We start from the raw sequence: 22,184 nt of genomic DNA, 5'->3' as shown, positions 1-22,184 counted from the left end.
ATCAGATATGAAATTAAAATTATTAATACCTCTTTTATTGCTATTTACAATGGTATCAATCAAAGTAAAAGCACAAAGCAGACAAGATAAACTCTATTCGATGAGTGGAATTGGCTTTGCATTCCCAATGGGCGAAACTTCGGATTATTTTAAACCAAAATTTTCAACATCATTAGGTTTAAATTTAGGTTTGGGTGATGGTGGTTTGTTCTTATACCCTAAAGCAAGTTTACATGCTTTTACTTTTAACCAGATAACGCCAGATGCAGGCTACACCTATACTTTACAAAAAGGCAGGGCAACCACCTACTTGCTAAATGTTGCTTTAGGGTACCGTAAAATTGTAAACAAATGGGCTTTTTATGGTTTTGCAGGTGCTGGTGGCGGTTTTATTCTTACGCCTCAGGCTAGCGTTAATACCACAACCCTGCAGGTTACCCAAAATAATAAATCAAATGGTTTGGGGATTGCCGAAGGTGGGGCCGGTATTGAATATAATATTGGAGGTGCCAATTTATTTGTCGAGGCGAGTTACATGTATGGCTTTAGTAAAATCCAGAACAGGGCTTTTAACACTGTACCGATTTCTATAGGCATCAAACCTAATTTAAGCAAGCTACTAAGTAAACTTTAAATATTTACATACAAAATACCAGAGCGGTTACGTTAAATACATAACCGCTTTTTTTATGCTAAAGAAATAATCAAAATTATTTTCATACTAATTATTTTAGCATAGATTTGTATTTCAAATTAATTTAATGTTATACGCAGTTGTAGATATCGAAACCACTGGTGGTCATGCCTCAGCAAATGGTATTACCGAGGTTGCCATTAACATCCATGATGGCAATAAAATAGTTGAATCTTACACTACCCTAATTAATCCAAAGCAGCCTATACCCGTTTACATTACGGCGCTTACAGGTATTGATGATAACATGTTGTTGGATGCCCCGACATTTGATGATGTTGCTTTACAGATTTATCAGTTATTAAACGATAAGGTTTTTGTGGCGCACAATGTAAACTTCGATTATTCCTTTTTGAAGCATCATTTGGCCGCTGCAGGGTATGATCTGCAATGCAAAAAGCTGTGCACGGTAAGGTTGAGCAGAAAACTAATTCCTGGCAAATCTTCATATAGTTTAGGAAAACTTTGTACAGCCTTGCAGATCCCGATTCAAAACCGACACCGGGCAGCCGGAGATGCAGATGCAACAAGTATCCTATTCAATTTATTGCTAGAATATGATCAGGGAGGTATCATAGCAGAAATGCTGAAGAAAACATCAAAAGAACAGGTTTTACCTCCTCACTTAGATAAAGCATCTATTTTAAGGTTACCCAACCGACCTGGCGTATACTATTTTAAGGACAGTAAGGGCAAAATTATATATGTTGGAAAAGCAAAAGACCTTAAAAAACGTATAACCAGTCACTTTACCGGTAATACACCCAATCGGCAGCGGCAGGATTTTTTACGTACTATTCATCATGTAGACCATGTAATTTGCGGTACCGAACTGATGGCCTTAATTTTAGAAGCAAATGAAATTAAACGTCTTTGGCCAGAAAATAACCGGGCAATGAAACGCTATGAGCATAAATATGATTTATATGTTTTTGAAGATCAAAATGGTTATTTGCGTTTAGCGATAGATAAACATAAAAAGAACAATAACGCCCTGCAAAGTTTTAATAGCCTATTAGAAGGTTATAATTTTTTAAATCAACTGGTTGATAAGTACCAGCTTTGTGCAAAACTCTGTTATTTGCAAAAAACAGCAACCAAATGTTATGCTCATGAAAATGGCCAATGTTTTGGTGCATGCAGCGGAATAGAAACCGTGGCCGTTTATAACAAAAAGCTAAATGCGGCATTAAGTGACGTTCGAAACCAACAGCCAAGTTTTGCTTTGGTAGATGAAGGCAGAAAAGAAGAAGAATTTAGCTGTTTGGTTGTTGAAAATGGAAAATTTTATGGGATGGGCTATTTTACCGATAAGAATTATCTGGCTGATGGTCTGGCATCAATTAAAAATGATTTGTCTACATACCAATCAAACAGTTACATCTTAAATCTTATTTTAAGCCATGCAGAACAATTTCCGCAGAAATTGTATAAATTGTAATTATTAATTACACGCCATGGATTCATCAATTTTTATAGCACATTGCCTGTCTTTTGATGAAGCTGTAGAATTGCCGCATTTCGAAAAAACTTCTTTCCGGGTAAATAAAAAGATCTTTGCCACACTAAATCTTGAGAAAAAACAGGCAACATTCAAATTATCAGCAATTGATCAGTCTGTTTTCTGCGATTTTGATCCAAGCAGAATATGGCCTGCTACCGGAGCCTGGGGTAAACAGGGCTGGACTATTTTTGAAATAACAGATCTCGCTGATGAAATGCTTATCGATGCACTTACTCTTTCCTATTGTAACGTGGCTCCGTCAAAATTGGCAGCAAAATATAGCAGGGATTAATCTTATTTATCCCCCAGTTACTTACCTCGAGTAGCTTAATATAAAATGCAATAAAATTTTGCGTAAGTGATTACTTACACTTATATTTGTAAGCAATTACTTACGCAATTAATTTTATGAGAAGAGATGTATTTCAGGCCATTGCCGATCCTACCCGAAGAGAAATTATCAATCTGATTGCTCATCGCACTTTAAACCTAAACGCCATAGCCGAAAATTTCGATATGAGCCGCCCTGCCATTTCACAGCATATTAAACTTTTAACAGAATGCGGTTTAGTAGAAATTACACAACAAGGCCGTGACCGTTACTGTAACATACAATTTCAAAAACTTGCAGAAGTATCTAAATGGGTAGAACAATACCGTACTTTTTGGACAAGTAAATTAGATGCTTTAGAAATACATTTATCAAAAGATACTAAATCAAAATAAAGATGGAAAACGAACCAGTTATTGTAGAACGGGTGTATAACGCCCCTATCGAAAAAGTTTGGAAAGCTTTAACCGATAATAATGAAATTAAACAGTGGTATTTTCAATTAGAAGACTTTAAACCTGAGGTAGGTTTTAAATTTGAGTTTTCTGGCGGACCGGATGATGGGCCGCAATATTTACATCTCTGCGAAGTAACAGAAATTGTTGCAGGCAGAAAACTCGCTTATACCTGGCGATATGATGGCTATCCGGGCAATTCGGTAGTAAGCTGGGAGTTATTTGAGCAAGGTGAGCAAACCAGGTTGAAATTAACACATAGCGGCGTAGAAAGCTTTGCATCAAACGGACCTGACTTCGCCAAAACAAGTTTCAACGGCGGTTGGACTTATTTTGTTAACGATGCGCTTAAGAATTATCTGGAAAAGAATTGAGTTACGGTTTAAGATAAATCGTTATTTCGACTGCTAGTTCCAAAGGAACTTCTTAGGAGGAGAAATCTTTTAGTGTTAGTTCAGAGATTTCTCCGTTTCGCTATTTTTCAGTCGAAATGACGCCCGATTTTTAAATTCAAATACTGGTCGTAGCGCCTCGTTACGACCTAAAAGCGCCTATACTTCTTCTAAAGCCATTTTTATCGCTGCATAAATATAATCCAGATCTTCATTGCTGATTATATATGGTGGGAGTAGATAGATAATATTGCCCAATGGTCTTAATATAATTCCCTTTTCTAAAAAGTAGGCATACAATAAATTACGGAGATTACTTAAATAAGAGGTTTCATTCCCGGTCTCCCACTCCACTGCGATAATTGTTCCCGTTTGCCTAATGGCTTTAACCTTAGGATGTGCCTTAATCTCTTCCAGAAAAACAGCATGTTTGGCTTCTACCCGCTTGATATTTTGAAGCGTTTCGCTTTTTAACAAAATATCTAAGCTTGCTAAAGAAGCCACGCAAGCAATCGGGTTCGCGGTAAAAGAGTGCCCATGGTAAAGCGTTTTTAATTTATCATCACTTAAAAAAGCTTCAAAAATCTCATTGGTACAGGTGGTTACCCCTAGTGGCATTGTTCCGCCTGTTAAACCTTTACTTAAACAAATAATATCGGGCTTATTAGTTAGTTTCTCGCAGGCAAAGTAAGTTCCTGTTCTACCAAAACCTGTCATTACCTCATCCGCAATAGTTAATATTCCTGCTTCTTTGCAAGCTGATAAAAGTTGATCCAAATATTTAGCTTCATACATGAGCATCCCACCAGATCCTAAAATGAGTGGTTCGAAAATGAAACAAGCGGTATCCTTAAGATTTAAGATATGAGCTGTAAGATTTGAGATATTCCCTTCATCAGGCAGATCGATAAACTCGACATCAAACAGTAAACTATTAAAAGCATCAGTAAAAATACTACGACCACTAACAGACATAGCGCCAAAAGTATCGCCATGATAAGCGTTTTTAAAGGCTAATATCTTCGTTTTTGCTGCACCTCTATTATCCCAGTATTGCAGACACATTTTTAAGGCTACTTCTACCGCTGTTGATCCGTTATCGGTATAAAAAACTTTATCCTGTTTACCAGGCAATATTGGCAACAGCCTTTCTGCAAGCAATACCGCAGGCTCGTGTGTAAAGCCTGCAAAAATTACGTGTTCCAGCACAGTGAGCTGTTCTGCTACTTTTTGTGCAATATAAGGGTGAGAATGACCATGGATATTCACCCACCAGGATGAAACCGCATCGATATACCGTTTACCGTTTTCATCAAAAACGTACACGCCCTCTCCCCTTACAATCGGGATATGTGGCAATGCATTTTTCATTTGGGTATAAGGATGCCAGATTACCTTTTTATCGCGTTCAGTTAAATTTAATTGGGAGCTTGTAGTATGGCGTTTGGACGAATCGGGCATCATGATTATAACTTAACTGAATATTGATTTTTTAAAAGCTGGCCTACGGTTTTATCTGTTTTAAAGGTGATATCTTCTATACTTAAATCCTCAATTTTCACCCATCTGAAAGCCTGAAGAATTTCACCTTCCCCATCAAAATCGTAAATGGTATCTTTAAAGGTCAACTGCAAAGGGGCTTTTTCTTTAACGATGTAATAAACACTAATTACCTGGCTATCGTTAAATGACGATTTTTCAAAAAAATCTGTGGTATAAAAATGTGACAATACTTCAATTTCCGCATCGCACTCTTCCACAAACTCACGTTTCAATCCATCAATTAAGCCTTCACCAAACTCTAATCCACCTCCCGGAAATTTACTAAAGCGAAAACCATATTCTTCTTCATCACTTACCAAAACCTCGTTATTCTGGTTAATTAACAATCCATAAACCCTAACATTAAAGTAGCTCATTTTCGAAATGCTTTTTATTTTTGATTACTATTTCAGGTGTCCACACAATTTCTTTTTTAAAAGCCTCTGTTCTAACAGGGCATTCACTCATGTGGCAATAATTACAGCATTCGGGCAAGCAAGGGTCTGCGTGAATAAAGAGTTCTGCTTTGCGAACGCCATTTTTATTGATCAGTTCATCAATCTGCGATATTTCGCGGTGAACCTTATTTAAATCAAAATAATAAGGTAATGTTACATGGCAATCGATATGAAATTCGGGGCCATATTGCTGAGTACGCAGATTATGCACATCGATCCAGGGCTTGTGCCTGTTCTTTTGCAGTACCTCAACTACTTCTTCAACAAGAGTAAAATCGCTTTCATCCATTAAGCCGCCCACCGAACCACGGGTAAGTTTATAACCAGAATAAACAATATAAAAGCCTACTAAAAAAGAAAGTAAGCTATCTAGCCAAATAATATTTGTTAACTGAATTAATATTAAACCAATAACAATCGCTCCACTGGTATAAGTATCAGTTAATAAATGTCTGCCATCGGCTTGCAGCGTAATTGAATGCTCATCTTTACCTACATTTATAAGGTAGAGACCAACAATCAGATTAATCAAACCTGTAATACCAATAATTAATGTTCCGGTTAATAGCTCCCCCACCACATGAGGATAGATCAGGTTGTACGATGATTTGAAAATAATAACCACTCCCGCTATCAAAATCAATATCCCTTCTACAAAAGCCGAGAAAAACTCAACTTTTCCATGTCCATAAGGATGATTTTCGTCTCGGGGCTGCGTACTAAGGTAAATGCTATAAAAAGCAAAACTCCCTGCTATTACGTTTACAATACTTTCTGCCGCATCTGTTAAGATTGCATTTGAACCCGTAATAAAATACGCCACAAACTTAGCTAACATCAGCACCACACTCACCACCAGGGAAATTATTATCGCTTTCTTTTTTACCGACACAAGGCTATTTTTTTTCAAAAATACGCTTATCGAATAAATTAAATGAGAAAAACTATGTCTTTTTTAGTGCAGAATAATATTTGGTTTATATATTTGCGCTCAAAGTAATTAACCATGAGCACCTTATCTAAAAGAATCAACAGTTTATCTGAATCTGCAACCCTTAAAATGACCAAACTTGGCCGCGAATTAGCGTCTAAGGGCATTAACATCATTAGTTTAAGCGTTGGTGAACCCGATTTCAATACACCCGATCACGTAAAAAATGCCGCTAAAAAGGCATTAGATGAAAACTATACACGCTATTCGCCGGTACCGGGCTATCCTGACCTTCGCCAAGCGATTGTAAACAAGCTAAAAACAGAAAACAACCTGGATTATGATATTTCCCAGATCGTTGTTTCAACAGGTGCAAAACAATCTTTATCGAATGTTATTTTAACTTTGATCGATCCGGGCGATGAGGTAATCATCCCAACACCTTATTGGGTTTCGTACTCAGAAATGGTAACCCTGGCTGAAGGAAAATCTGTTTTTATAGATACGGATATAGAAAGTGATTTCAAAATCACACCTGCGCAGTTGGAAGCAGCCATTACGCCGAAATCGAAATTATTTATGTTTTCTTCGCCATGTAACCCAACAGGTTCGGTTTATAGCAAAGAAGAATTAGCAGCCCTGGTTGCCGTTTTCGAAAAATACCCTAATATCTATATCTTATCTGATGAGATTTATGAGCACATTAATTTTGTTGATAAACATGAATCTATTGCTCAATTCGACAGCATTAAAGACCGTGTAATCATTGTTAACGGTTTCTCTAAGGCTTTCGCCATGACGGGCTGGAGATTAGGTTATATTGCCGCAAATAAAGAAATTGCAGCCGCCAACGATAAACTACAGGGGCAAACAACTTCTGGAACCTGTTCTATCGCACAAAGAGCTGGAATTGTTGCTTACGAGCAAGGGTTAGCAAGTGTTTTAGAAATGAAAGAAGCATTTTTACGCCGTAGAGAATTGGTTTACAATTTGTTAAATGAAATTCAGGGTGTTAAAACAAATCTTCCTGATGGGGCATTTTACTTTTTCCCTGAAATCAGTTCTTTCTTCGGTAAGAAAGATGCGGATGGAAACGTAATTAAAGATTCATCAGATTTGGCTTTGTATTTATTAAACGTTGGTCATGTGGCAACTGTAGGTGGCGATTCGTTTGGTAACAACAACTACATCCGTTTATCTTATGCAGCTTCTGACGAAAGTTTAGTTGAAGCATTAAGAAGAATAAAAGAAGCTTTAGGTAAATTAGCCTAACCGGTTTTCAGTTAACTTTATAAAAAAATCCCTCGTTAATTAAATTTAGCGAGGGATTTTTATTTTTTTCGTCTTCTATAACCATCACCCTGAACCGAGCCTTAGCGAGCTCTCCGAAGGTAGTTTATTTCCCTAGTGGTTGGTATCACACCGACCACAAAACATTTCTTAATAATTTGGAAATGAAAGTCAGCATTTCATTGCAGGCCTCAGTCCTTCTTTCCGTTACTAGTCCTCGCTCGTACCTCGCTGTGGGCTATCCACTGCAATAAGGTTTATTCACTACGTTAGGTGCAGATAACTGCAAATCGCGAACTAAAAACTGCCAACTGGAATTAACTCCTTATCGCCTCTACCGGATCCAACCTTGATGCTGAATATGCTGGTCAAAAACCAGAGATGGTACCGATAATGATCGATATTCCCTAGTGGTTGGTGTCACACCGACCACAAAACAATTTGGAAATGAAAGCCAGCATTTCATTGCAGGCCTCAGCCCTTCTTTCCGTTACTAGTCCTCGCTCGTACCTCGCTGTGGGCTATCCACTGCAATAAGGTTTATTCACTACGTTAGGTGCAGATAACTGCAAATCGCGAACTAAAAATTGCCAACTGGAACTAACTCCTTATCGCCTCTACCGGATCCAACCTTGATGCGGAATATGCTGGCCAAAAACCAGAGATGGTACCGATAATGATCGATATTCCGATTCCTAAGGCAATATTATTCAAACCCAATATAATATGGAAATCTGTGGCTGCACCAATAACCAAGGCGAGCAGAAAGACCAGTAATAAGCCCAGCAAACCACCTAAAATACAAAGTGAGATTGATTCGAAAATGAATTGAAGCAATATAAAATAGTTTTTCGCACCCAACGACTTTTGGATGCCGATAATATTGGTACGTTCTTTTACCGATACAAACATGATATTGGCAATACTAAATCCACCCACCAAAATCGAAAATCCACCAATTACCCAACCAGCAATATTGACCATTTTAAACATCGAATCTAATTGGTTAGAAATAATGGTGGTTTTATTTAGGGCAAAATCTTCTTCCTGGCCTGGTCTGATCCTATGGATCGAACGCATTAAACCCTTCAATTCGCTTTCTACCTCTTCCAAGCTCACATTATCCTTGCCGCGAACAGTAATTTGCGGACCATAACGCTCACTTTGGATGTCTAACACGCCTTTTGCAAAGGCAATTGGAATATTTACGTTTTTATCAAGAGAGGTACCTAACATATCTTCTCCCTCTTTTTTGAAAACGCCAACAACTGTTAATCTTCTTCCTAAAATCTGTACCTGTTTACCCACGGGTGCATCGCCGTCAAAAAGTCCATCCGCAATATCAGAACCTAGAATACAAACAGGTGAACCATTTTTGCTTTCAGTTTCAGTAAAATACCGGCCATCCTGAAGCTCAAAATTCCAGGTCTTATTAAAATCGTGTGATGCTGCCCATACCGAAATCCCTTCAACCGAGCTACTTCTATATTTGATCGTTCTATCGTTCGTTGATATTTCGAATGTCACGCCTTGTGCATTTTCGATTCTCTCTCGGAGCGCTTCAAAATCGCGCAATGAAGGCTGAGGGCGGTTCATATATTTCCACCAAGGGTAATTATCGCCAAAACTCCAGGGCCATTTTTGAATATAAATAGTATTAGAGCCCAGTTTATCTACACTGGCCTGCAATTTACCGCGAAAGGTATCAACTGCCGAAAATACAGCAATAATCGTAAAAATACCAATTGTTATAGCCAGAAGCGATAACATGGTGCGTAATTTATTCTGGCGCAACGCATCAAATGCAAAACGGAAACTTTCGCCTATTAGCCTAAAGATTATCATAATTAAAGATTAGATGCAAAGCTTTCCAAAAGGTTACAGCTTATCTTCAAAACTAATTAATTTTATGTCTACAATGCATTAATCGCGCTGTATTATTTGATTTAAAATGATTAAAACATAATATACATAAATTGCGTTTGATAAAATACGAAAAAGAAAAATTAAATTCGTATTTTTGCACCTCAAAAAATTCATCAAGAATGAAATTATCACAATTCAAATTCAACTTACCTGAATCATTAGTAGCCAACAATCCGGCAGAACAACGCGACGAAGCTCGTCTAATGGTTTTACACAAAGACAGCGGTAAAATTGAACATAAAATTTTCAAAGACGTTTTAAGTTATTTCGATGACAAAGACGTAATGATATTAAACAACACTAAGGTTTTTCCTGCTCGTTTATATGGCAACAAAGAAAAAACTGGTGCAACCATCGAGGTTTTCTTGCTACGTGAATTAAACAAGGAATTACGTTTATGGGATGTTTTGGTAGATCCGGCACGTAAAATCCGTGTAGGTAATAAATTATACTTTGGCGACGACGATTTATTGGTTGCTGAGGTTGTAGATAACACCACATCGCGTGGCCGTACCATCCGTTTCTTATTTGAAGGTAGCGACGAAGAATTCAGAAAAAACGTTGAAATTCTAGGTGAAACTCCTCTTCCTAAGTATATTAAACGTAAAGCTACCGCCGAGGATAAAGAACGTTACCAAACTATTTTCGCTAAACACGAAGGCGCAGTAGCTGCTCCAACTGCAGGCTTACACTTTAGTCGCGAGTTAATGAAACGTCTTGAACTTAAAGGTGTAGAATTTGCAGAAGTAACTTTGCACGTGGGTTTAGGAACTTTCAGGACTGTTGAGGTTGAAGACTTAACCAAACACAAAATGGATTCTGAGCAGTTTATCATCGAGCAAAAAGATGCAAACATTGTAAACAAAGCATTAGAGAATAAAAGAAAAATTTGTGCGGTAGGAACTACCTCAATGCGGGCTATCGAATCGGCTGTTTCTGCTAACAGAACATTAAAAGCTGCTAACGACTGGACCAGTAAATTTATCTTTCCTCCTTACGATTTCAGTATTGCGAACTCCATGATTACCAATTTCCACACACCAGAATCTACTTTATTGATGATGGTAAGTGCATTTGGTGGCTATGAGAACGTTATGAATGCTTATGAGGTTGCAGTAAAAGAAAAATATAAATTTTACAGCTATGGTGATGCCATGCTAATTATATAAGTTTTGCGGTTGGCATTTGGCGGTTTAACGCTAAATGCCACACCCCTAAACGCTCAACTATGAAATACTACGCTATAATTGTAGCAGGCGGTTCTGGAAATCGGATGCAAACAGAAACCCCAAAACAATTTCTACTGCTCAAAAACCTTCCGGTTTTAATGCACACCATAAAAGCTTTTGCACAAAGCGATACTCAACCTAAAATTTTATTAGTTCTAAACAAAGATCAACAGGCTTACTGGGCTAGGTTATGTGAAGAATTTAATTTTCATATACCACATCAGGTTATTGATGGCGGTATAGAGCGTTTTCACTCGGTAAAAAATGCAATCCATACCATTGGAGAAGAAAGTTATGTTGCCATTCACGATGCTGTTCGTCCGCTGGTTTCAAAATCTCTTATCGACAATTGTTTTAAAGAAGCTGAGTTACAGGGGAACGTTATTGCAGCGGTACAATCAAGCGACAGTGTGCGCATGCTGAGAAACGATAAAACAACGGCATTAAAACGCGATGAAATTTATTTAGTACAAACGCCACAAACTTTTAGCCTTCATATCCTTAAAGAAGCTTATAACCAAGAGTTCAATACTCATTTTACAGATGATGCAAGCGTGGTAGAATCTATCGGTTATGAGATTAATATTATTGAAGGAGAAAGGGGAAATATTAAAATTACTTATCCTATTGACCTCGAGCTAGCAGAGTTATTATTGAAGAATTAAAAGCTTAGTTTCGTCTAATAATAGACACTATACAAAGATCTGGAGCGATTTAAACATAGCGTCGTTACGCTGAATTCATTTTATTAGTTGTTTCTATGTTTTTTAAAGGTTTAATAGCTACTACGTGCTCAGGGGCTTAATAGCCGGAAAGATGCTAACCATGTAGTAGCTACAAGACAATCGAAGATGCAACTTCTATTTATAAATAAATTCAGCATAACAATCGTACTGGTTAAAAGAGCAAAAAATCAATCAACATCGATTATAAAATAAAAAAGGAGTTTCAAAAATGAAACTCCTTTTTTAATTCATCAATTTCAAAGTGTTTCTTACTTTTAAATCAGTGAATATCGGTGCGATATATTTTTTTTACGCAGCCCGGCCAATTACTTTAAGCAGAATTGCAATAACTGCGATTACCAATAAAACGTGGATTATACCGCCAACGTCGCCGAAGCCGTGAAATATAAATCCGATCACCCATAGTATTACTAATACTACTGCGACTAAATACAATAAATTTCCCATAGTGTTAATTTTTTAGCAATGTTATATTATTGATGTATTAACACTCGGCTTTTTGGTTTTGTTTAAAAAATGTAATTATTTTATTTATACCACCGGATAATATGGAGATAAAAAAACCTCCCAATTTTGTTGGAAGGTTCTTTTTTGTAGTTTCTAATGTTTAGTATTCGTCCTCGTTAAAGAAGAAATCTTCTTTGGTTGGATAATCAGGCCAAATTTCCTCAATCGTTTCATAAGGTTCGCCATCATCTTCTAATGCCTGCAAGTTTTCAATTACTTCAACAGGGGCACCAGAGCGGATACCATAATCAATTAATTCGTCTTTAGTTGCAGGCCATGGTGCGTCTTCCAAGTGCGATGCTAATTCTAATGTCCAATACATATCGTCAATTCAATTAAATTCTTGTTCTTATTATTGCGCAAAGTATATTAAAATTTTTGAGCAAAACAAACTTATTTTTCCACTATTAAACCCTAGGAATCCAAATGTTTTCTTCCGCCTTAAAATACACGGTCAGTTTTCGTGCCAAAACGAATAAATAATCACTTAAACGGTTCAAATAAACTGTTACACGCTCATCTACAAAGCTATTTTCTGCAAGCGCCACTGTCAAACGCTCTGCTCTTCTGCAAACGCATCGCGCAATATGGCAGTAAGAAACTACAGTATTTCCTCCAGGTAAAATAAAATGCTTTAAAGCCGGCAGCTTTTCATTCATCAGATCCATCTCGTTTTCTAACAAGGTAATATCAGCATCGTGCAGATCGGGAATTTTCATTTTAGAGGTCTCTGGGTCGGCCGCAAGTGATGAACCAATGGTAAACAACCTATCCTGAATTTCTTTTAGCAGTTTCTGATCGTACGTATCAATATTCTGACACATGATTAAACCGATGTACGAATTCAATTCGTCTACAGTTCCATAGGTTTCGATACGTAAATGATACTTAGGTACACGGGTACCACCAATGAGTGATGTTTGGCCTTTATCGCCGGTTTTAGTGTAGATTTTCATACCCTATGCCCCTTAAGGGGGAATAATATGGTTAGCCCTAAAAAGTCTCCTTTAGGGAATTTAGGTGTTAGTTAATTTTCTCCCAATCGCTGCCAGTTTCTTTCAAAGCTTGCAAACGTGGCGATACATTTTTAATATCTGTATTTAAATAATCATTTTCGATCAAACCATCACGCATACGTACAATACGGTGGGCGTGCTGTGCAATATCTTCCTCATGTGTAACCAGGATAATAGTGTTCCCTTTACTATGAATTTCTTCCAGCAAACCCATTATTTCAATTGATGTTTTGGTATCTAAATTACCAGTTGGCTCATCGGCTAAAATAATAGAAGGGTTATTGATCAAAGCCCTGGCTACAGCCACACGCTGACGTTGGCCACCAGAAAGCTCGTTGGGTTTATGATCCATACGATTACCTAAACCTACATTTTCTAATGCTTTAGCTGCTCTTGTATCCCTGTCCTTTTTACTTGTACCGGCATAAATTAAAGGCAAAGCAACGTTATCTAAAGATGTTGAACGCGGCAATAAGTTAAAGGTTTGAAAAACGAAACCGATTTCCTTGTTGCGCACTTCTGCCAAGGCATCATCACTCATGTGGCTCACATTTGTTCCATTTAAAATATAAGTTCCACTTGAAGGTGTATCCAAGCAACCTAAAATATTCATTAGGGTTGATTTACCTGAACCAGATGGGCCCATCAATGCTACAAATTCGCCTTTATTAATATCTAAAGAAACTGATTTTAAAGCGTGAATCACCTCAGATCCAATAACATATTTACGGCCAATTTCTTTTATAGTGATGAGTGGTTTCTCCATGTTTTTTCTTTTTTAGACAAGCATAGCAGGTAAGATGTTACAAGTAGTTTAAAAATTAAACACAAATGTTAAATCTTAAAGATGCTGAATTAAATTTACCGCATAGCTTTCCGCTGCACTACAGGTCAGCATGACGATACGCCATTATTTTTCGATAATTTTTGGCACCATAAAAAATTGGTCGGTATGCTTCGCTGCATTTTTCAAGCCATCAGCCGTAGCTATTTCCTGCTTAACTACATCCGCTCTCCAAACATTTACCGATTCGTTCATGTAAACCAATGGTTTTACATCTGAAGTATCCAATTCATTTAACTTTTCCATGAACGATAAAATTTTGTTCATTTCAGGAATCAAAGTGTCTACCTGTTTTTCATCAATATGAATTCGGGCCAGATCTGCTATTTTATGGATGGTTTTTGCGTCTAAATTCATATCTATATTAACTTACTATCAATCAATCTGTAAACCTTTTCTTTTAATACATCCGAATCAATATCGGCCAAAGTTAAGGTATTGATTGGTTTGTGGACGTAAATATCGCAAATTCCTGGCTTACTTCCATATTTTGCGCCGTCATCCCAATTAATTTTCCAAACGTCGGTAATGCTAACCGGCACCAAAGGGATATTTTTATCGATAGCTAAACGGAATGGGCCATTTTTAAACTCTCCTAACTTTGGTGGATAATGGTCATCAATTTTACCTTCAGGAAAAATAATCAGGCTCATCCCCTTTTCAAGGTTCTCGCCTGCCTTTTTAAAGGCTTTAAAAGCTGAAATCTTACTGTCGCGGTTCACAGCAATATCGATAGTTTTAAAGAAAATGCCTAATACCGGATTACTCAGCAGCTCATCTTTTCCCATAAAGTGGAATTTACCATGCCCCATGATACAGAAAATCATGATATCCAGGTTAGAAGTATGATTAGCACAATAGATGTAAGTTTGGTCATGATTGAGCTTTTCTTCGTATTGATAACGAAAAAAAACACCTGAAAACAAACTACATAAAAAGCTATTGGCTTTCCTGAAAAAATTCAGGATGTTATAATATTTCTCATTACGTGAAGTAACGTAGTATAAAGGATAGAATAGAGTGAAAAAAAACAGTATCCAGAATAGAAACCATATCCGGTGTACTTGTCTTAGAAAATAAATCATAGATAACCAAAAATATAAAATAGTTTGATATTTCAAACAACTGATTGCATTGGGCCATAAGATTACGCAGTCTAAAGCTTTTATTGGTCGGTGAGACAACCGACACCAAGGGAGTCACTGTAATAGATCACTTTGCTTCGGTTGAGCAAACGATCGCTGGATACAACTCCTGATAAGACAACGGTCACAAAAAAAATCTTACCATTAAAATTGAAGCGATTTATGATTTGCTTGTATTTTATTTTTAATTTCGTGGCATTATGAAAGAAACAGTGGTGAGCGGCATTCGCTCAACAGGAAAATTACATTTGGGTAATTATTATGGTGCAGTTAAAAATTTCGTTCAAATGCAGAACGACTATAACTGTTACTTTTTTATCGCCGATTTACACTCCTTAACTACACATCCTACTCCTGCCGATTTACATGGAAATATTAAACATGTTCTGGTTGAATATTTGGCTAGTGGAATTGATCCAGAAAACAGCACCATTTATATACAAAGCGACGTTCCCGAAATTGCGGAACTATATTTATACCTAAATATGAATGCTTACATGGGTGAATTGGAACGTAGTACTTCTTTTAAAGATAAAGTACGTGCCAACCCTGATAATGTAAATGCAGGTTTATTAACCTACCCAGTATTAATGGCTGCCGATATTTTAATCCATAAAGCGACCAAAGTACCTGTTGGAAAAGATCAGGAGCAACATTTAGAAATGGCCCGTACTTTCGGAAACCGTTTTAACAGGTTATACAATACAGAATATTTCCCTGAACCATACGCATTTAGCTACTCAGACAAATTGGTTAAAGTACCTGGTTTAGATGGTAAAGGTAAAATGGGCAAATCAGAAGGCGAAGCCAATGCTGTTTACCTGTCTGATGATCCTGAAACCATTCGTAAAAAAGTAATGAAAGCGGTTAGTGACGGCGGCCCAACGGAAGAAAACCAACCGAAGCCTGAGCCTATCCAGAATCTTTTCGATTTAATGAAAGTCGTATCGAGTGCTGATACACTTGCACATTTTGAAGATTTGTATAGCAAAATGCAGATCCGTTATGGCGATTTCAAAAAACAACTGGCAGAAGATATGATTATTACAACTGCACCTATGCGCGAGCGTATTTTGGATATCGCTAAAGATGATGCTTATTTAAGGCAAGTAGCTAAACATGGTGCATTAAAGGCACGCGAAAGCGCGCAAAAAACCATCAGAGAAGTTCGCAGTTTAATCGGATTTAAAAGTTTTTAATTAATATTGCGATAAGCGCTTAGCGTTTGGCGAAAACAACGCCTCCCGCAAAACGCCCAACGCAAAACGTAAGAAAATATGCACATAGCAATTGTAGGAAATATAGGTGCCGGTAAAACCACCTTAACAGGTTTATTGGCCAAAAATTATGGATGGGAAGCTTTATACGAGGCTGTGGACAATAATCCTTACCTTGAAGATTTTTACAGCGACATGAAACGCTGGAGCTTTAACCTTCAGATTTATTTCCTGAACAGCCGTTTTCAGCAAATTACTGATATTGAAGTAAATAAGCGTAATGTGATCCAGGATAGGACCATTTATGAGGATGCACATATTTTTGCAGAAAACCTGCACGATATGGCTTTAATGACCACCCGCGATCATGACAATTACAGGGCTATTTTTGATAATATCACCTCTTTTATTAAACCGCCCGATTTATTGGTTTACCTGCGTGCTTCGGTACCTACGTTGGTTAATAATATCCAGCGCCGTGGCCGTGAGTATGAAGCGGGTATCCGTATCGATTACCTCTCTAAACTGAACGAAAAATATGAAGCCTGGATTAAAGGATATAACCTGGGTAAATTATTGATTTTGGATAAAGATAAATTAGATTTCACCAACAACCCCGAGGATTTAGGTACCGTAATTCAATCTATAGAAGCAGAGATTAACGGTTTATTTTAACTTGAACGAATAAGATGGGCAAAGATTTTCAGCACGAAAACCCTTTAAACTGGAAATGGGGAATTATTTATTTCAATAAATCAGATTCCAGGGTTTTAGTTCCGAAACGCAATAAAATTTTGGGCTGGACATTTAACTTTGCTCATCCAATTTCTTATATAGTTATGGCACTTATTATTGGTGCGGTTGTCTTATTGAGAACCTTAAATAAATAGTATGTCTAAAATTATCGGAATTATTCCTGCGCGTTATGCCTCTACCCGCTTTCCGGGAAAGCCTTTGGTGGATATTGCAGGAAAAAGTATGATCCAAAGGGTTTACGAACAGGCATCGAAAGCCGAAAGTTTATCGAAAGTGGTAATTGCCACCGATGATGTACGGATAGCGGATGAAGTAAAAAGGTTTGGTGGAGAATTTATCTTTACCTCTTCTAATCATCAAAGTGGGACAGACAGATGTGCGGAAGTGATTGAAACTTTAACGGGGTACGACATTGTAATCAACATCCAGGGTGATGAACCTTTTATCGAACCTGCACAGATTGAATTATTGGCAAGCTGCTTTACCGAAGAAAAAGTACAATTGGCAACATTAATCAAATCGATCCAAAGCCAAGAAAGTATATACAATCCAAATAGTCCCAAAGTAGTGATTGATGTAAATGGCCGGGCCATGTATTTTAGTCGTAGCCCAATTCCTTTTATCAGAAATGGCGAACCGGGTGTATGGGCAGAGAAGCACCAGTTTTACAAACATATCGGTATTTACGGTTACCGCACAGAATCGTTAAAAGCCATTACCAAATTACCACCATCTTCTTTAGAAATTGCAGAAAGTTTAGAGCAGCTTCGCTGGATCGAAAATGGATTTTACATCCAAACAAAAGTAACTGACTTAGAAACAGTTGCGATAGATACACCAGAAGACTTATTAAAGCTGAATAAATTACTTAAAGCACTTAAATTGGAGTAGTTAGTTCATTTAGTCAAACGCTAAATCCTAACCGCTAACCTATTTAATCGCTAATTCCCCACCCGAATATTACATTGTGTATACGGTGTTGGTTCGCCTGCCACTTTTTGGAAACCTAACTTACGATCAAGTTTTTTCCATTACCCTTCTCACAAGGTTTCAACTATGGTTATCCATTGGGTATTCCTTTTAAATTTAAAAGGATATCATAAAATATGGACATGAACTAAAACATAAAATTTGTAGTTTTGAATATGAGAAATATATCGCTCTTCGCTGTTATCTGTTTATTAGCGCTTGCCGCCTGTAATTCTAACGACAAAAAGGAAACCAATACTATTGAGTTTAAAAATGTTAACCAGCGCATCGCTAAATCTTTTTCAGATTTAAAACGTCTGGACACCTTTAAGATTGAACTTACCGGCCGAAAACCCGAAGAAATGGTATTGAATTTCACAATCAAAAATGCTGATGGAAAAGAGATTTATAATACCAAAATTAAAGGAACCGAATTATTGGGTAGTACCGATCCAAATGTTGATCTTTCACAAGAAAAAGACCAGATTATTTTCTTAAAAACCATTGCCGACGATTTTTTTAGTGATGATAATTTTCTAGAGCCTGCGGTAATGCCAGAAGATAAGGCTGATAATTACACCCCCGATAAAGCCCTTTACGAAGAATTAAAGAAATCAGGATTAAATGGCTTTAAGTATCGTTTAGGAAAGGAAAACAATATTTACATTGCCTGGAGCGAAAAAGAACAAAAAGTGAAGATTTACTATAATTGCTGCTAATCTAAATAATGAAAAGTTAGTGATGAAAAGATCAGATTTAATTGCAAAGCGCTTAAGAGAGGTTTTTCTAAATGGGTATTGGATTGCCAACACCAACTATAAAGACCACCTGGAAAACATTAGTTGGGAACAGGCCATTCATCAAATAGTAGATTTAAATACGATTGCTGCATTAACCTACCACATCAATTACTATTTGTCGGGGATTTTAAATGTATTTAATGGCGGTCTGCTGGAAATTAAAGATCAATACAGTTTCGATCTTCCGCCTATACATTCTGAAGCCGATTGGAAAAAACTGTTAGAAGAGTTTTTGACTAATTCGGCCGCTTTCGCCGATGAAGTAGCACAAATGCCAGACGAAAAATTTGATCAGGTATTTGTAAATGAAAAGTATGGCACTTACCTGCGGAATATAGAGGCTGTAATTGAACATAGCTATTACCATTTTGGGCAGATTGTACTGATTAAAAAACTAATTTTAGCAGCAACAAAATAAATGCTGCTACCGATGTAAGGCACATCAATCTAAAATACTTTCATTAAACACATCATTGTACTTCTTCTTCCCACCTCTACTTTTTTAAGGATATATTCTGTACATCCAGCAGTATATTTCTTTTTGAAAAAAATATTTTTGAATTATTTTTAATAACTAAATAAATAGTTGTAATTTCAGGCACTTAACCAAATACACTATTTTATTAACGCTTCTTCAACAACATACATGCTCAAACAACTTTTCTCGGTTCTTATTTTTTCATTGCTATTTTTCCCTGTCTTGGCGCAAAACGCAAGTATAAAAGGCGTTGTGGTAGATACCGTTGAGAAAACCAAATTACAAAACAGCACTATCCTGCTCATTAGGAGTAAAGATTCTATCTTAGTAAAAGATACCCGCGCAAAAGCTAATGGTGCATTTGAGCTATCGAATTTAAAAAAGGGCAATTACACCCTGGTGGTTACTTTTCCAAAAATGGCCGATTATATCAGAGATATCCAACTATCTGATTCATCAAAATTTAACCTCGGTCATATTGCGATGGACAGTAAAGCCACTCTTTTGAATGAAGTTGTAATTAAAGCCCAAAAACAAGCCATTAGTATAAAAGGCGATACCATTACCTACCAGGCAGATAGCTTTGCCGTTAAACCACATGCGAACCTCCAGGATTTGCTAAGACGTTTGCCTGGAGTTGAGGTTGATAAAGATGGTGCAATAAAAGCCGGAGGAAAAGATGTAAATACACTTTTGGTTGATGGTGAGGAATTTTTTGGCGACGACCCGCTTTTAGCTCAAAAATACCTGAAAGCCAATGCGGTTAGCGAAGTTCAGATTTACGATAAAAAAACAAAGACAGAAGAACTATCGGGCATTAAAGAGGGCGACGCCAAGGAAAAGGTTATGAACATCAAGCTCAAGGAAAATGCAAAAAATGGTTACCTCAGCACGCTGGATGCCAATAGCGACCTTAAACACTATAAAAACATTGGCGGCATGGCAGGTATTTACAAGAACAAATTAAAAACCGCCGTATTTGGATCCAATTCCAACACCAATCAGGATTCGAAGGCAAGTGCTGCCATGAGTAAGCTAAAAGGCAATGATTATGATGTAATTGAAGTTGGCGATGATGGCAGTACCGTGATGATCAGCTATGGTGGCAGCCGTGATGAGGACGATTTTTCACCATCGAGCGGGCTACCTGACGTAACTGGATATGGAGCACATTTTTCTAACAAGTGGAACGAAAACAAAATCGGTTTAAAACTTAATTATAAAGGTAGTGACAGAAACATATTAGACCGCACAACATCGAAAAACCAGTCGCTACTGCCAAACGGAACAAATTTCTTTAGCGAAAGTAACTCAAACAGTGAAACCCGAAATACCGGACAGAGTTTAAAAGGAAGTGTTGATATTAAATTAGATTCACTTTCAACTTTGAAAATTTCATTTGCAGGCAGTAAACGTAAAAACAGTAGCCAATATATAAGTACAAATGAAACTAAAAATGGTGAGGGGATATTTGTAAATAATAGTAATCAATCTAATGATAACAATGGCGACAATAACCTATTTAACGGCAATATTAATTACTCCAAAAAGTTTGTAAAAAAAGGAAGAACACTTTCCATTGATTTACAGCCTGAAACCAAGAACAGCACCAGTCTGGGTACCAGCCGAAGTGTAACCAATTATTATGATGACAATGGTATACCGAAAGGACTGCCGATAACCCAAGATTTTTTAAACGACAACTCCGGTCATGAAAGTTCTCTTGGCACAAGAATAGCCTATACTGAACCACTGGGAAAACAATTTTCATTACAAACCGCCTATAGCTTTAAAACGGTAAGCTCAAATAGCCATAAATTAGTATTCGATAAATCATTGAACAACAAACGGGTTGATTCGCTAAGTAATAATTTCGATTTCAACAATTTTTCGAATATTGGCAAGGTGGTATTACAATATAGGGCAAAGAAATTCACCTTATCTGGCGGTGCAGAAGCCACACAAACCATTTTCGAACTTAATGATTTAGACCGTAACAATAAATTCAATAGAGACTATTTAAACTGGGCACCGCAGAGCAATTTTAACTATAAACTTGGTAAAAGTACAAGCGTATCGTTAAACTATAACGGAAATACCCGACAGCCTAGCTTAGATCAACTACAGCCTATAAGGCAAATAAACAATCCGCTTTACGAAATAAAAGGTAATCCAAACTTAAAACCATCGTTCAACAATAATTTTGGTTTTAATTTTAACATCTATCAGCAAAAATCGCAGATGTACGCCTATCTTTACGGAGGTTATAGCTTTACCAAAAATGCTGTTGTGAGTGTGAGAACGGTAGATGAAGTAAACAAAACCACTAGTAGTTATATCAATTTAAATGGTAATAACAGTTTTTACGCAGGTGCGAGTTTTAATAAAAGTTTTAGCAAAATCCACTTTAATGCAGGTTTAAATGCCAATTTTAATCATTCTACCTCGGTTTCTATTTTAAATAATAAACTGAATGAAAATGTAAACAATAGCATTAATATACGACCTCGATTTAGCTATTATGGCAATAAAGTTCAGGTACAGTATAATCCATCAATCACTTTTTCAAATAGCCAATCATCAATCGGTTCTATTAATAATGGCAAAAACTTTTATCACAACCATGATATTTCTGGCAATATAGAACTCCCTTATAATACCGAATTTAATACCTCCATATCATTATCGTACCAACCTGCCAACGCTTCTTTTAGCAGGCCTGTAAACATTGCAATATGGAATGCTTATTTATCAAAAAAGATGCTTAAAGCGCAAGAATTAGAACTAAAAGTATCAATTTCTGATATTTTGGCCGAAAAAAATGGCTATAACCGTTATGTTGGCGGCAATAATATTAGCGAATACACCAATACCTTTATACCACGATATGTTCTAATCGGGCTTACCTATAATTTAACCGGAAACTTCATTAAACAAGACAAAAAATAACTGAA

25 protein-coding genes are annotated in these 22,184 nt (G+C 36.9%); 15 read left to right on the top strand and 10 right to left on the bottom strand.

Annotated elements, in window-relative coordinates; genetic code table 11:
• The first annotated feature begins 7 nt into the window (after positions 1–7).
• From FHT21_RS07470 to FHT21_RS07450, 5 genes are all read left to right on the top strand, one after another.
• Positions 8–634: an autotransporter outer membrane beta-barrel domain-containing protein gene (locus tag FHT21_RS07470; RefSeq protein ID WP_167294079.1), complete on the top strand. Its 627-nt coding sequence runs from the start codon at positions 8–10 to the stop codon at positions 632–634.
• Positions 635–761: 127 nt separating this feature from the next.
• Positions 762–2,135: an exonuclease domain-containing protein gene (locus FHT21_RS07465; RefSeq protein ID WP_167294078.1), complete on the top strand. Its 1,374-nt coding sequence runs from the start codon at positions 762–764 to the stop codon at positions 2,133–2,135.
• A 16-nt stretch (positions 2,136–2,151) separates the two neighbouring features.
• Entirely contained in the window at positions 2,152–2,490 is a 339-nt protein-coding gene (locus tag FHT21_RS07460) for an MmcQ/YjbR family DNA-binding protein (RefSeq protein WP_167294077.1), read from the top strand.
• Positions 2,491–2,606: 116 nt separating this feature from the next.
• A complete protein-coding gene (locus FHT21_RS07455) occupies positions 2,607–2,924 on the top strand; it encodes a metalloregulator ArsR/SmtB family transcription factor (RefSeq protein ID WP_167294076.1) in 318 nt (105 codons plus the stop codon).
• Positions 2,925–2,926: 2 nt separating this feature from the next.
• Entirely contained in the window at positions 2,927–3,358 is a 432-nt protein-coding gene (locus FHT21_RS07450; protein WP_167294075.1) for an SRPBCC domain-containing protein, read from the top strand.
• A 177-nt stretch (positions 3,359–3,535) separates the two neighbouring features.
• On the opposite strand, the gene bioA is transcribed toward FHT21_RS07450, so the two are convergent.
• From bioA to FHT21_RS07435, 3 genes are read right to left on the bottom strand one after another with little or no spacing between them, the layout of a single operon-like run.
• The gene (gene bioA / locus FHT21_RS07445; protein WP_243853897.1) at positions 3,536–4,840 is read right to left on the bottom strand and encodes an adenosylmethionine--8-amino-7-oxononanoate transaminase; all 1,305 of its coding nucleotides are present in this window, start codon (positions 4,838–4,840) and stop codon (positions 3,536–3,538) included.
• Between the two features lie 2 nt (positions 4,841–4,842).
• Complete coding sequence (locus FHT21_RS07440) at positions 4,843–5,295, bottom strand: NUDIX domain-containing protein (protein ID WP_167294074.1); 453 nt, start codon at positions 5,293–5,295, stop codon at positions 4,843–4,845.
• The gene (locus tag FHT21_RS07435; RefSeq protein ID WP_167294073.1) at positions 5,282–6,268 is read right to left on the bottom strand and encodes a cation diffusion facilitator family transporter; all 987 of its coding nucleotides are present in this window, start codon (positions 6,266–6,268) and stop codon (positions 5,282–5,284) included. Before FHT21_RS07435 ends, FHT21_RS07440 begins: the two co-directional genes overlap by 14 nt.
• Positions 6,269–6,382: 114 nt before the next feature.
• Here FHT21_RS07435 and FHT21_RS07430 point away from each other — a divergent pair, with 114 nt between their 5' ends.
• The gene (locus tag FHT21_RS07430) at positions 6,383–7,579 is read left to right on the top strand and encodes a pyridoxal phosphate-dependent aminotransferase (protein WP_208398886.1); all 1,197 of its coding nucleotides are present in this window, start codon (positions 6,383–6,385) and stop codon (positions 7,577–7,579) included.
• Between the two features lie 618 nt (positions 7,580–8,197).
• Here FHT21_RS07430 and FHT21_RS07425 read toward each other — a convergent pair.
• Positions 8,198–9,442, bottom strand: a complete 1,245-nt coding sequence (locus FHT21_RS07425) for an ABC transporter permease (RefSeq protein ID WP_190328446.1) — start codon at positions 9,440–9,442, stop codon at positions 8,198–8,200.
• A gap of 200 nt (positions 9,443–9,642) precedes the next feature.
• Between FHT21_RS07425 and queA the strand changes: the two genes are divergently transcribed.
• Together queA and FHT21_RS07415 are read left to right on the top strand one after the other, a co-directional pair.
• Positions 9,643–10,692 (top strand): tRNA preQ1(34) S-adenosylmethionine ribosyltransferase-isomerase QueA, encoded by a 1,050-nt coding sequence (gene queA / locus FHT21_RS07420; RefSeq protein ID WP_167294072.1) that lies wholly within the window; start codon positions 9,643–9,645, stop codon positions 10,690–10,692.
• Positions 10,693–10,751: 59 nt separating this feature from the next.
• Entirely contained in the window at positions 10,752–11,417 is a 666-nt protein-coding gene (locus FHT21_RS07415) for a 2-C-methyl-D-erythritol 4-phosphate cytidylyltransferase (RefSeq protein WP_167294071.1), read from the top strand.
• Positions 11,418–11,786: 369 nt separating this feature from the next.
• Here the strand turns inward: FHT21_RS07415 and FHT21_RS07410 are convergent, their stop codons facing one another.
• The 6 genes from FHT21_RS07410 to FHT21_RS07385 all read right to left on the bottom strand — a co-directional run bounded on the left by FHT21_RS07410 (position 11,787) and on the right by FHT21_RS07385 (position 14,950).
• Positions 11,787–11,945 (bottom strand): lmo0937 family membrane protein, encoded by a 159-nt coding sequence (locus FHT21_RS07410; RefSeq protein ID WP_139180130.1) that lies wholly within the window; start codon positions 11,943–11,945, stop codon positions 11,787–11,789.
• A 160-nt stretch (positions 11,946–12,105) separates the two neighbouring features.
• Positions 12,106–12,327, bottom strand: coding sequence for a DUF2795 domain-containing protein (locus tag FHT21_RS07405; protein WP_010603503.1), 222 nt, complete (start codon positions 12,325–12,327; stop codon positions 12,106–12,108).
• Between the two features lie 85 nt (positions 12,328–12,412).
• Positions 12,413–12,961 (bottom strand): cob(I)yrinic acid a,c-diamide adenosyltransferase, encoded by a 549-nt coding sequence (locus tag FHT21_RS07400; RefSeq protein WP_167294070.1) that lies wholly within the window; start codon positions 12,959–12,961, stop codon positions 12,413–12,415.
• 67 nt (positions 12,962–13,028) lie between these two features.
• A complete protein-coding gene (locus FHT21_RS07395; protein ID WP_167294069.1) occupies positions 13,029–13,787 on the bottom strand; it encodes an ABC transporter ATP-binding protein in 759 nt (252 codons plus the stop codon).
• Between the two features lie 144 nt (positions 13,788–13,931).
• A complete protein-coding gene (gene gatC / locus FHT21_RS07390) occupies positions 13,932–14,222 on the bottom strand; it encodes an Asp-tRNA(Asn)/Glu-tRNA(Gln) amidotransferase subunit GatC (protein ID WP_167294068.1) in 291 nt (96 codons plus the stop codon).
• Positions 14,223–14,224: 2 nt separating this feature from the next.
• Positions 14,225–14,950 (bottom strand): lysophospholipid acyltransferase family protein, encoded by a 726-nt coding sequence (locus FHT21_RS07385; protein WP_167294067.1) that lies wholly within the window; start codon positions 14,948–14,950, stop codon positions 14,225–14,227.
• Positions 14,951–15,210: 260 nt separating this feature from the next.
• On the opposite strand from FHT21_RS07385, the gene trpS reads away from it, so the two are divergent.
• From trpS to FHT21_RS07350, 7 genes are all read left to right on the top strand, one after another.
• On the top strand, positions 15,211–16,209 hold the full coding sequence (trpS, locus tag FHT21_RS07380) for a tryptophan--tRNA ligase (RefSeq protein ID WP_086545938.1): 999 nt from the start codon (positions 15,211–15,213) through the stop codon (positions 16,207–16,209).
• Between the two features lie 78 nt (positions 16,210–16,287).
• Positions 16,288–16,902: a deoxynucleoside kinase gene (locus FHT21_RS07375; protein WP_025144984.1), complete on the top strand. Its 615-nt coding sequence runs from the start codon at positions 16,288–16,290 to the stop codon at positions 16,900–16,902.
• A 14-nt stretch (positions 16,903–16,916) separates the two neighbouring features.
• A complete protein-coding gene (locus tag FHT21_RS07370) occupies positions 16,917–17,117 on the top strand; it encodes a DUF5808 domain-containing protein (protein ID WP_167294066.1) in 201 nt (66 codons plus the stop codon).
• A 1-nt stretch (position 17,118) separates the two neighbouring features.
• Positions 17,119–17,874, top strand: a complete 756-nt coding sequence (gene kdsB, locus FHT21_RS07365) for a 3-deoxy-manno-octulosonate cytidylyltransferase (protein WP_167294065.1) — start codon at positions 17,119–17,121, stop codon at positions 17,872–17,874.
• 254 nt (positions 17,875–18,128) lie between these two features.
• The gene (locus FHT21_RS07360; protein ID WP_167294064.1) at positions 18,129–18,671 is read left to right on the top strand and encodes a hypothetical protein; all 543 of its coding nucleotides are present in this window, start codon (positions 18,129–18,131) and stop codon (positions 18,669–18,671) included.
• Between the two features lie 22 nt (positions 18,672–18,693).
• A complete protein-coding gene (locus tag FHT21_RS07355; protein WP_167294063.1) occupies positions 18,694–19,170 on the top strand; it encodes a DinB family protein in 477 nt (158 codons plus the stop codon).
• Between the two features lie 228 nt (positions 19,171–19,398).
• On the top strand, positions 19,399–22,179 hold the full coding sequence (locus FHT21_RS07350; RefSeq protein WP_167294062.1) for an outer membrane beta-barrel protein: 2,781 nt from the start codon (positions 19,399–19,401) through the stop codon (positions 22,177–22,179).
• Positions 22,180–22,184 lie beyond the last annotated feature (5 nt).

The sequence above is a fragment of the Pedobacter sp. SG908 genome, from assembly GCF_011759615.1.
GTDB lineage: Bacteria > Bacteroidota > Bacteroidia > Sphingobacteriales > Sphingobacteriaceae > Pedobacter > Pedobacter riviphilus.
This window is presented reverse-complemented; position numbering and strand designations above follow the sequence as displayed.

Excerpts from the sequence above, each read along its gene's own strand:
- trpS (WP_086545938.1), top strand. The coding sequence starts at position 15,211 with ATGAAAGAAACAGTGGTGAGCGGCATTCGCTCAACAGGAAAATTACAT.
- FHT21_RS07465 (WP_167294078.1), top strand. The coding sequence starts at position 762 with ATGTTATACGCAGTTGTAGATATCGAAACCACTGGTGGTCATGCCTCA.
- FHT21_RS07440 (WP_167294074.1), bottom strand. The coding sequence starts at position 5,295 with ATGAGCTACTTTAATGTTAGGGTTTATGGATTGTTAATTAACCAGAAT.
- FHT21_RS07410 (WP_139180130.1), bottom strand. The coding sequence starts at position 11,945 with ATGGGAAATTTATTGTATTTAGTCGCAGTAGTATTAGTAATACTATGG.
- FHT21_RS07395 (WP_167294069.1), bottom strand. The coding sequence starts at position 13,787 with ATGGAGAAACCACTCATCACTATAAAAGAAATTGGCCGTAAATATGTT.
- FHT21_RS07425 (WP_190328446.1), bottom strand. The coding sequence starts at position 9,442 with ATGATAATCTTTAGGCTAATAGGCGAAAGTTTCCGTTTTGCATTTGAT.
- gatC (WP_167294068.1), bottom strand. The coding sequence starts at position 14,222 with ATGAATTTAGACGCAAAAACCATCCATAAAATAGCAGATCTGGCCCGA.
- FHT21_RS07455 (WP_167294076.1), top strand. The coding sequence starts at position 2,607 with ATGAGAAGAGATGTATTTCAGGCCATTGCCGATCCTACCCGAAGAGAA.
- FHT21_RS07450 (WP_167294075.1), top strand. The coding sequence starts at position 2,927 with ATGGAAAACGAACCAGTTATTGTAGAACGGGTGTATAACGCCCCTATC.
- FHT21_RS07355 (WP_167294063.1), top strand. The coding sequence starts at position 18,694 with ATGAAAAGATCAGATTTAATTGCAAAGCGCTTAAGAGAGGTTTTTCTA.
- FHT21_RS07470 (WP_167294079.1), top strand. The coding sequence starts at position 8 with ATGAAATTAAAATTATTAATACCTCTTTTATTGCTATTTACAATGGTA.
- FHT21_RS07460 (WP_167294077.1), top strand. The coding sequence starts at position 2,152 with ATGGATTCATCAATTTTTATAGCACATTGCCTGTCTTTTGATGAAGCT.
- FHT21_RS07375 (WP_025144984.1), top strand. The coding sequence starts at position 16,288 with ATGCACATAGCAATTGTAGGAAATATAGGTGCCGGTAAAACCACCTTA.
- FHT21_RS07370 (WP_167294066.1), top strand. The coding sequence starts at position 16,917 with ATGGGCAAAGATTTTCAGCACGAAAACCCTTTAAACTGGAAATGGGGA.
- FHT21_RS07415 (WP_167294071.1), top strand. The coding sequence starts at position 10,752 with ATGAAATACTACGCTATAATTGTAGCAGGCGGTTCTGGAAATCGGATG.
- FHT21_RS07360 (WP_167294064.1), top strand. The coding sequence starts at position 18,129 with ATGAGAAATATATCGCTCTTCGCTGTTATCTGTTTATTAGCGCTTGCC.
- kdsB (WP_167294065.1), top strand. The coding sequence starts at position 17,119 with ATGTCTAAAATTATCGGAATTATTCCTGCGCGTTATGCCTCTACCCGC.
- FHT21_RS07430 (WP_208398886.1), top strand. The coding sequence starts at position 6,383 with ATGAGCACCTTATCTAAAAGAATCAACAGTTTATCTGAATCTGCAACC.
- FHT21_RS07400 (WP_167294070.1), bottom strand. The coding sequence starts at position 12,961 with ATGAAAATCTACACTAAAACCGGCGATAAAGGCCAAACATCACTCATT.
- FHT21_RS07350 (WP_167294062.1), top strand. The coding sequence starts at position 19,399 with ATGCTCAAACAACTTTTCTCGGTTCTTATTTTTTCATTGCTATTTTTC.
- bioA (WP_243853897.1), bottom strand. The coding sequence starts at position 4,840 with ATGATGCCCGATTCGTCCAAACGCCATACTACAAGCTCCCAATTAAAT.
- queA (WP_167294072.1), top strand. The coding sequence starts at position 9,643 with ATGAAATTATCACAATTCAAATTCAACTTACCTGAATCATTAGTAGCC.
- FHT21_RS07405 (WP_010603503.1), bottom strand. The coding sequence starts at position 12,327 with ATGTATTGGACATTAGAATTAGCATCGCACTTGGAAGACGCACCATGG.
- FHT21_RS07385 (WP_167294067.1), bottom strand. The coding sequence starts at position 14,950 with ATGATTTATTTTCTAAGACAAGTACACCGGATATGGTTTCTATTCTGG.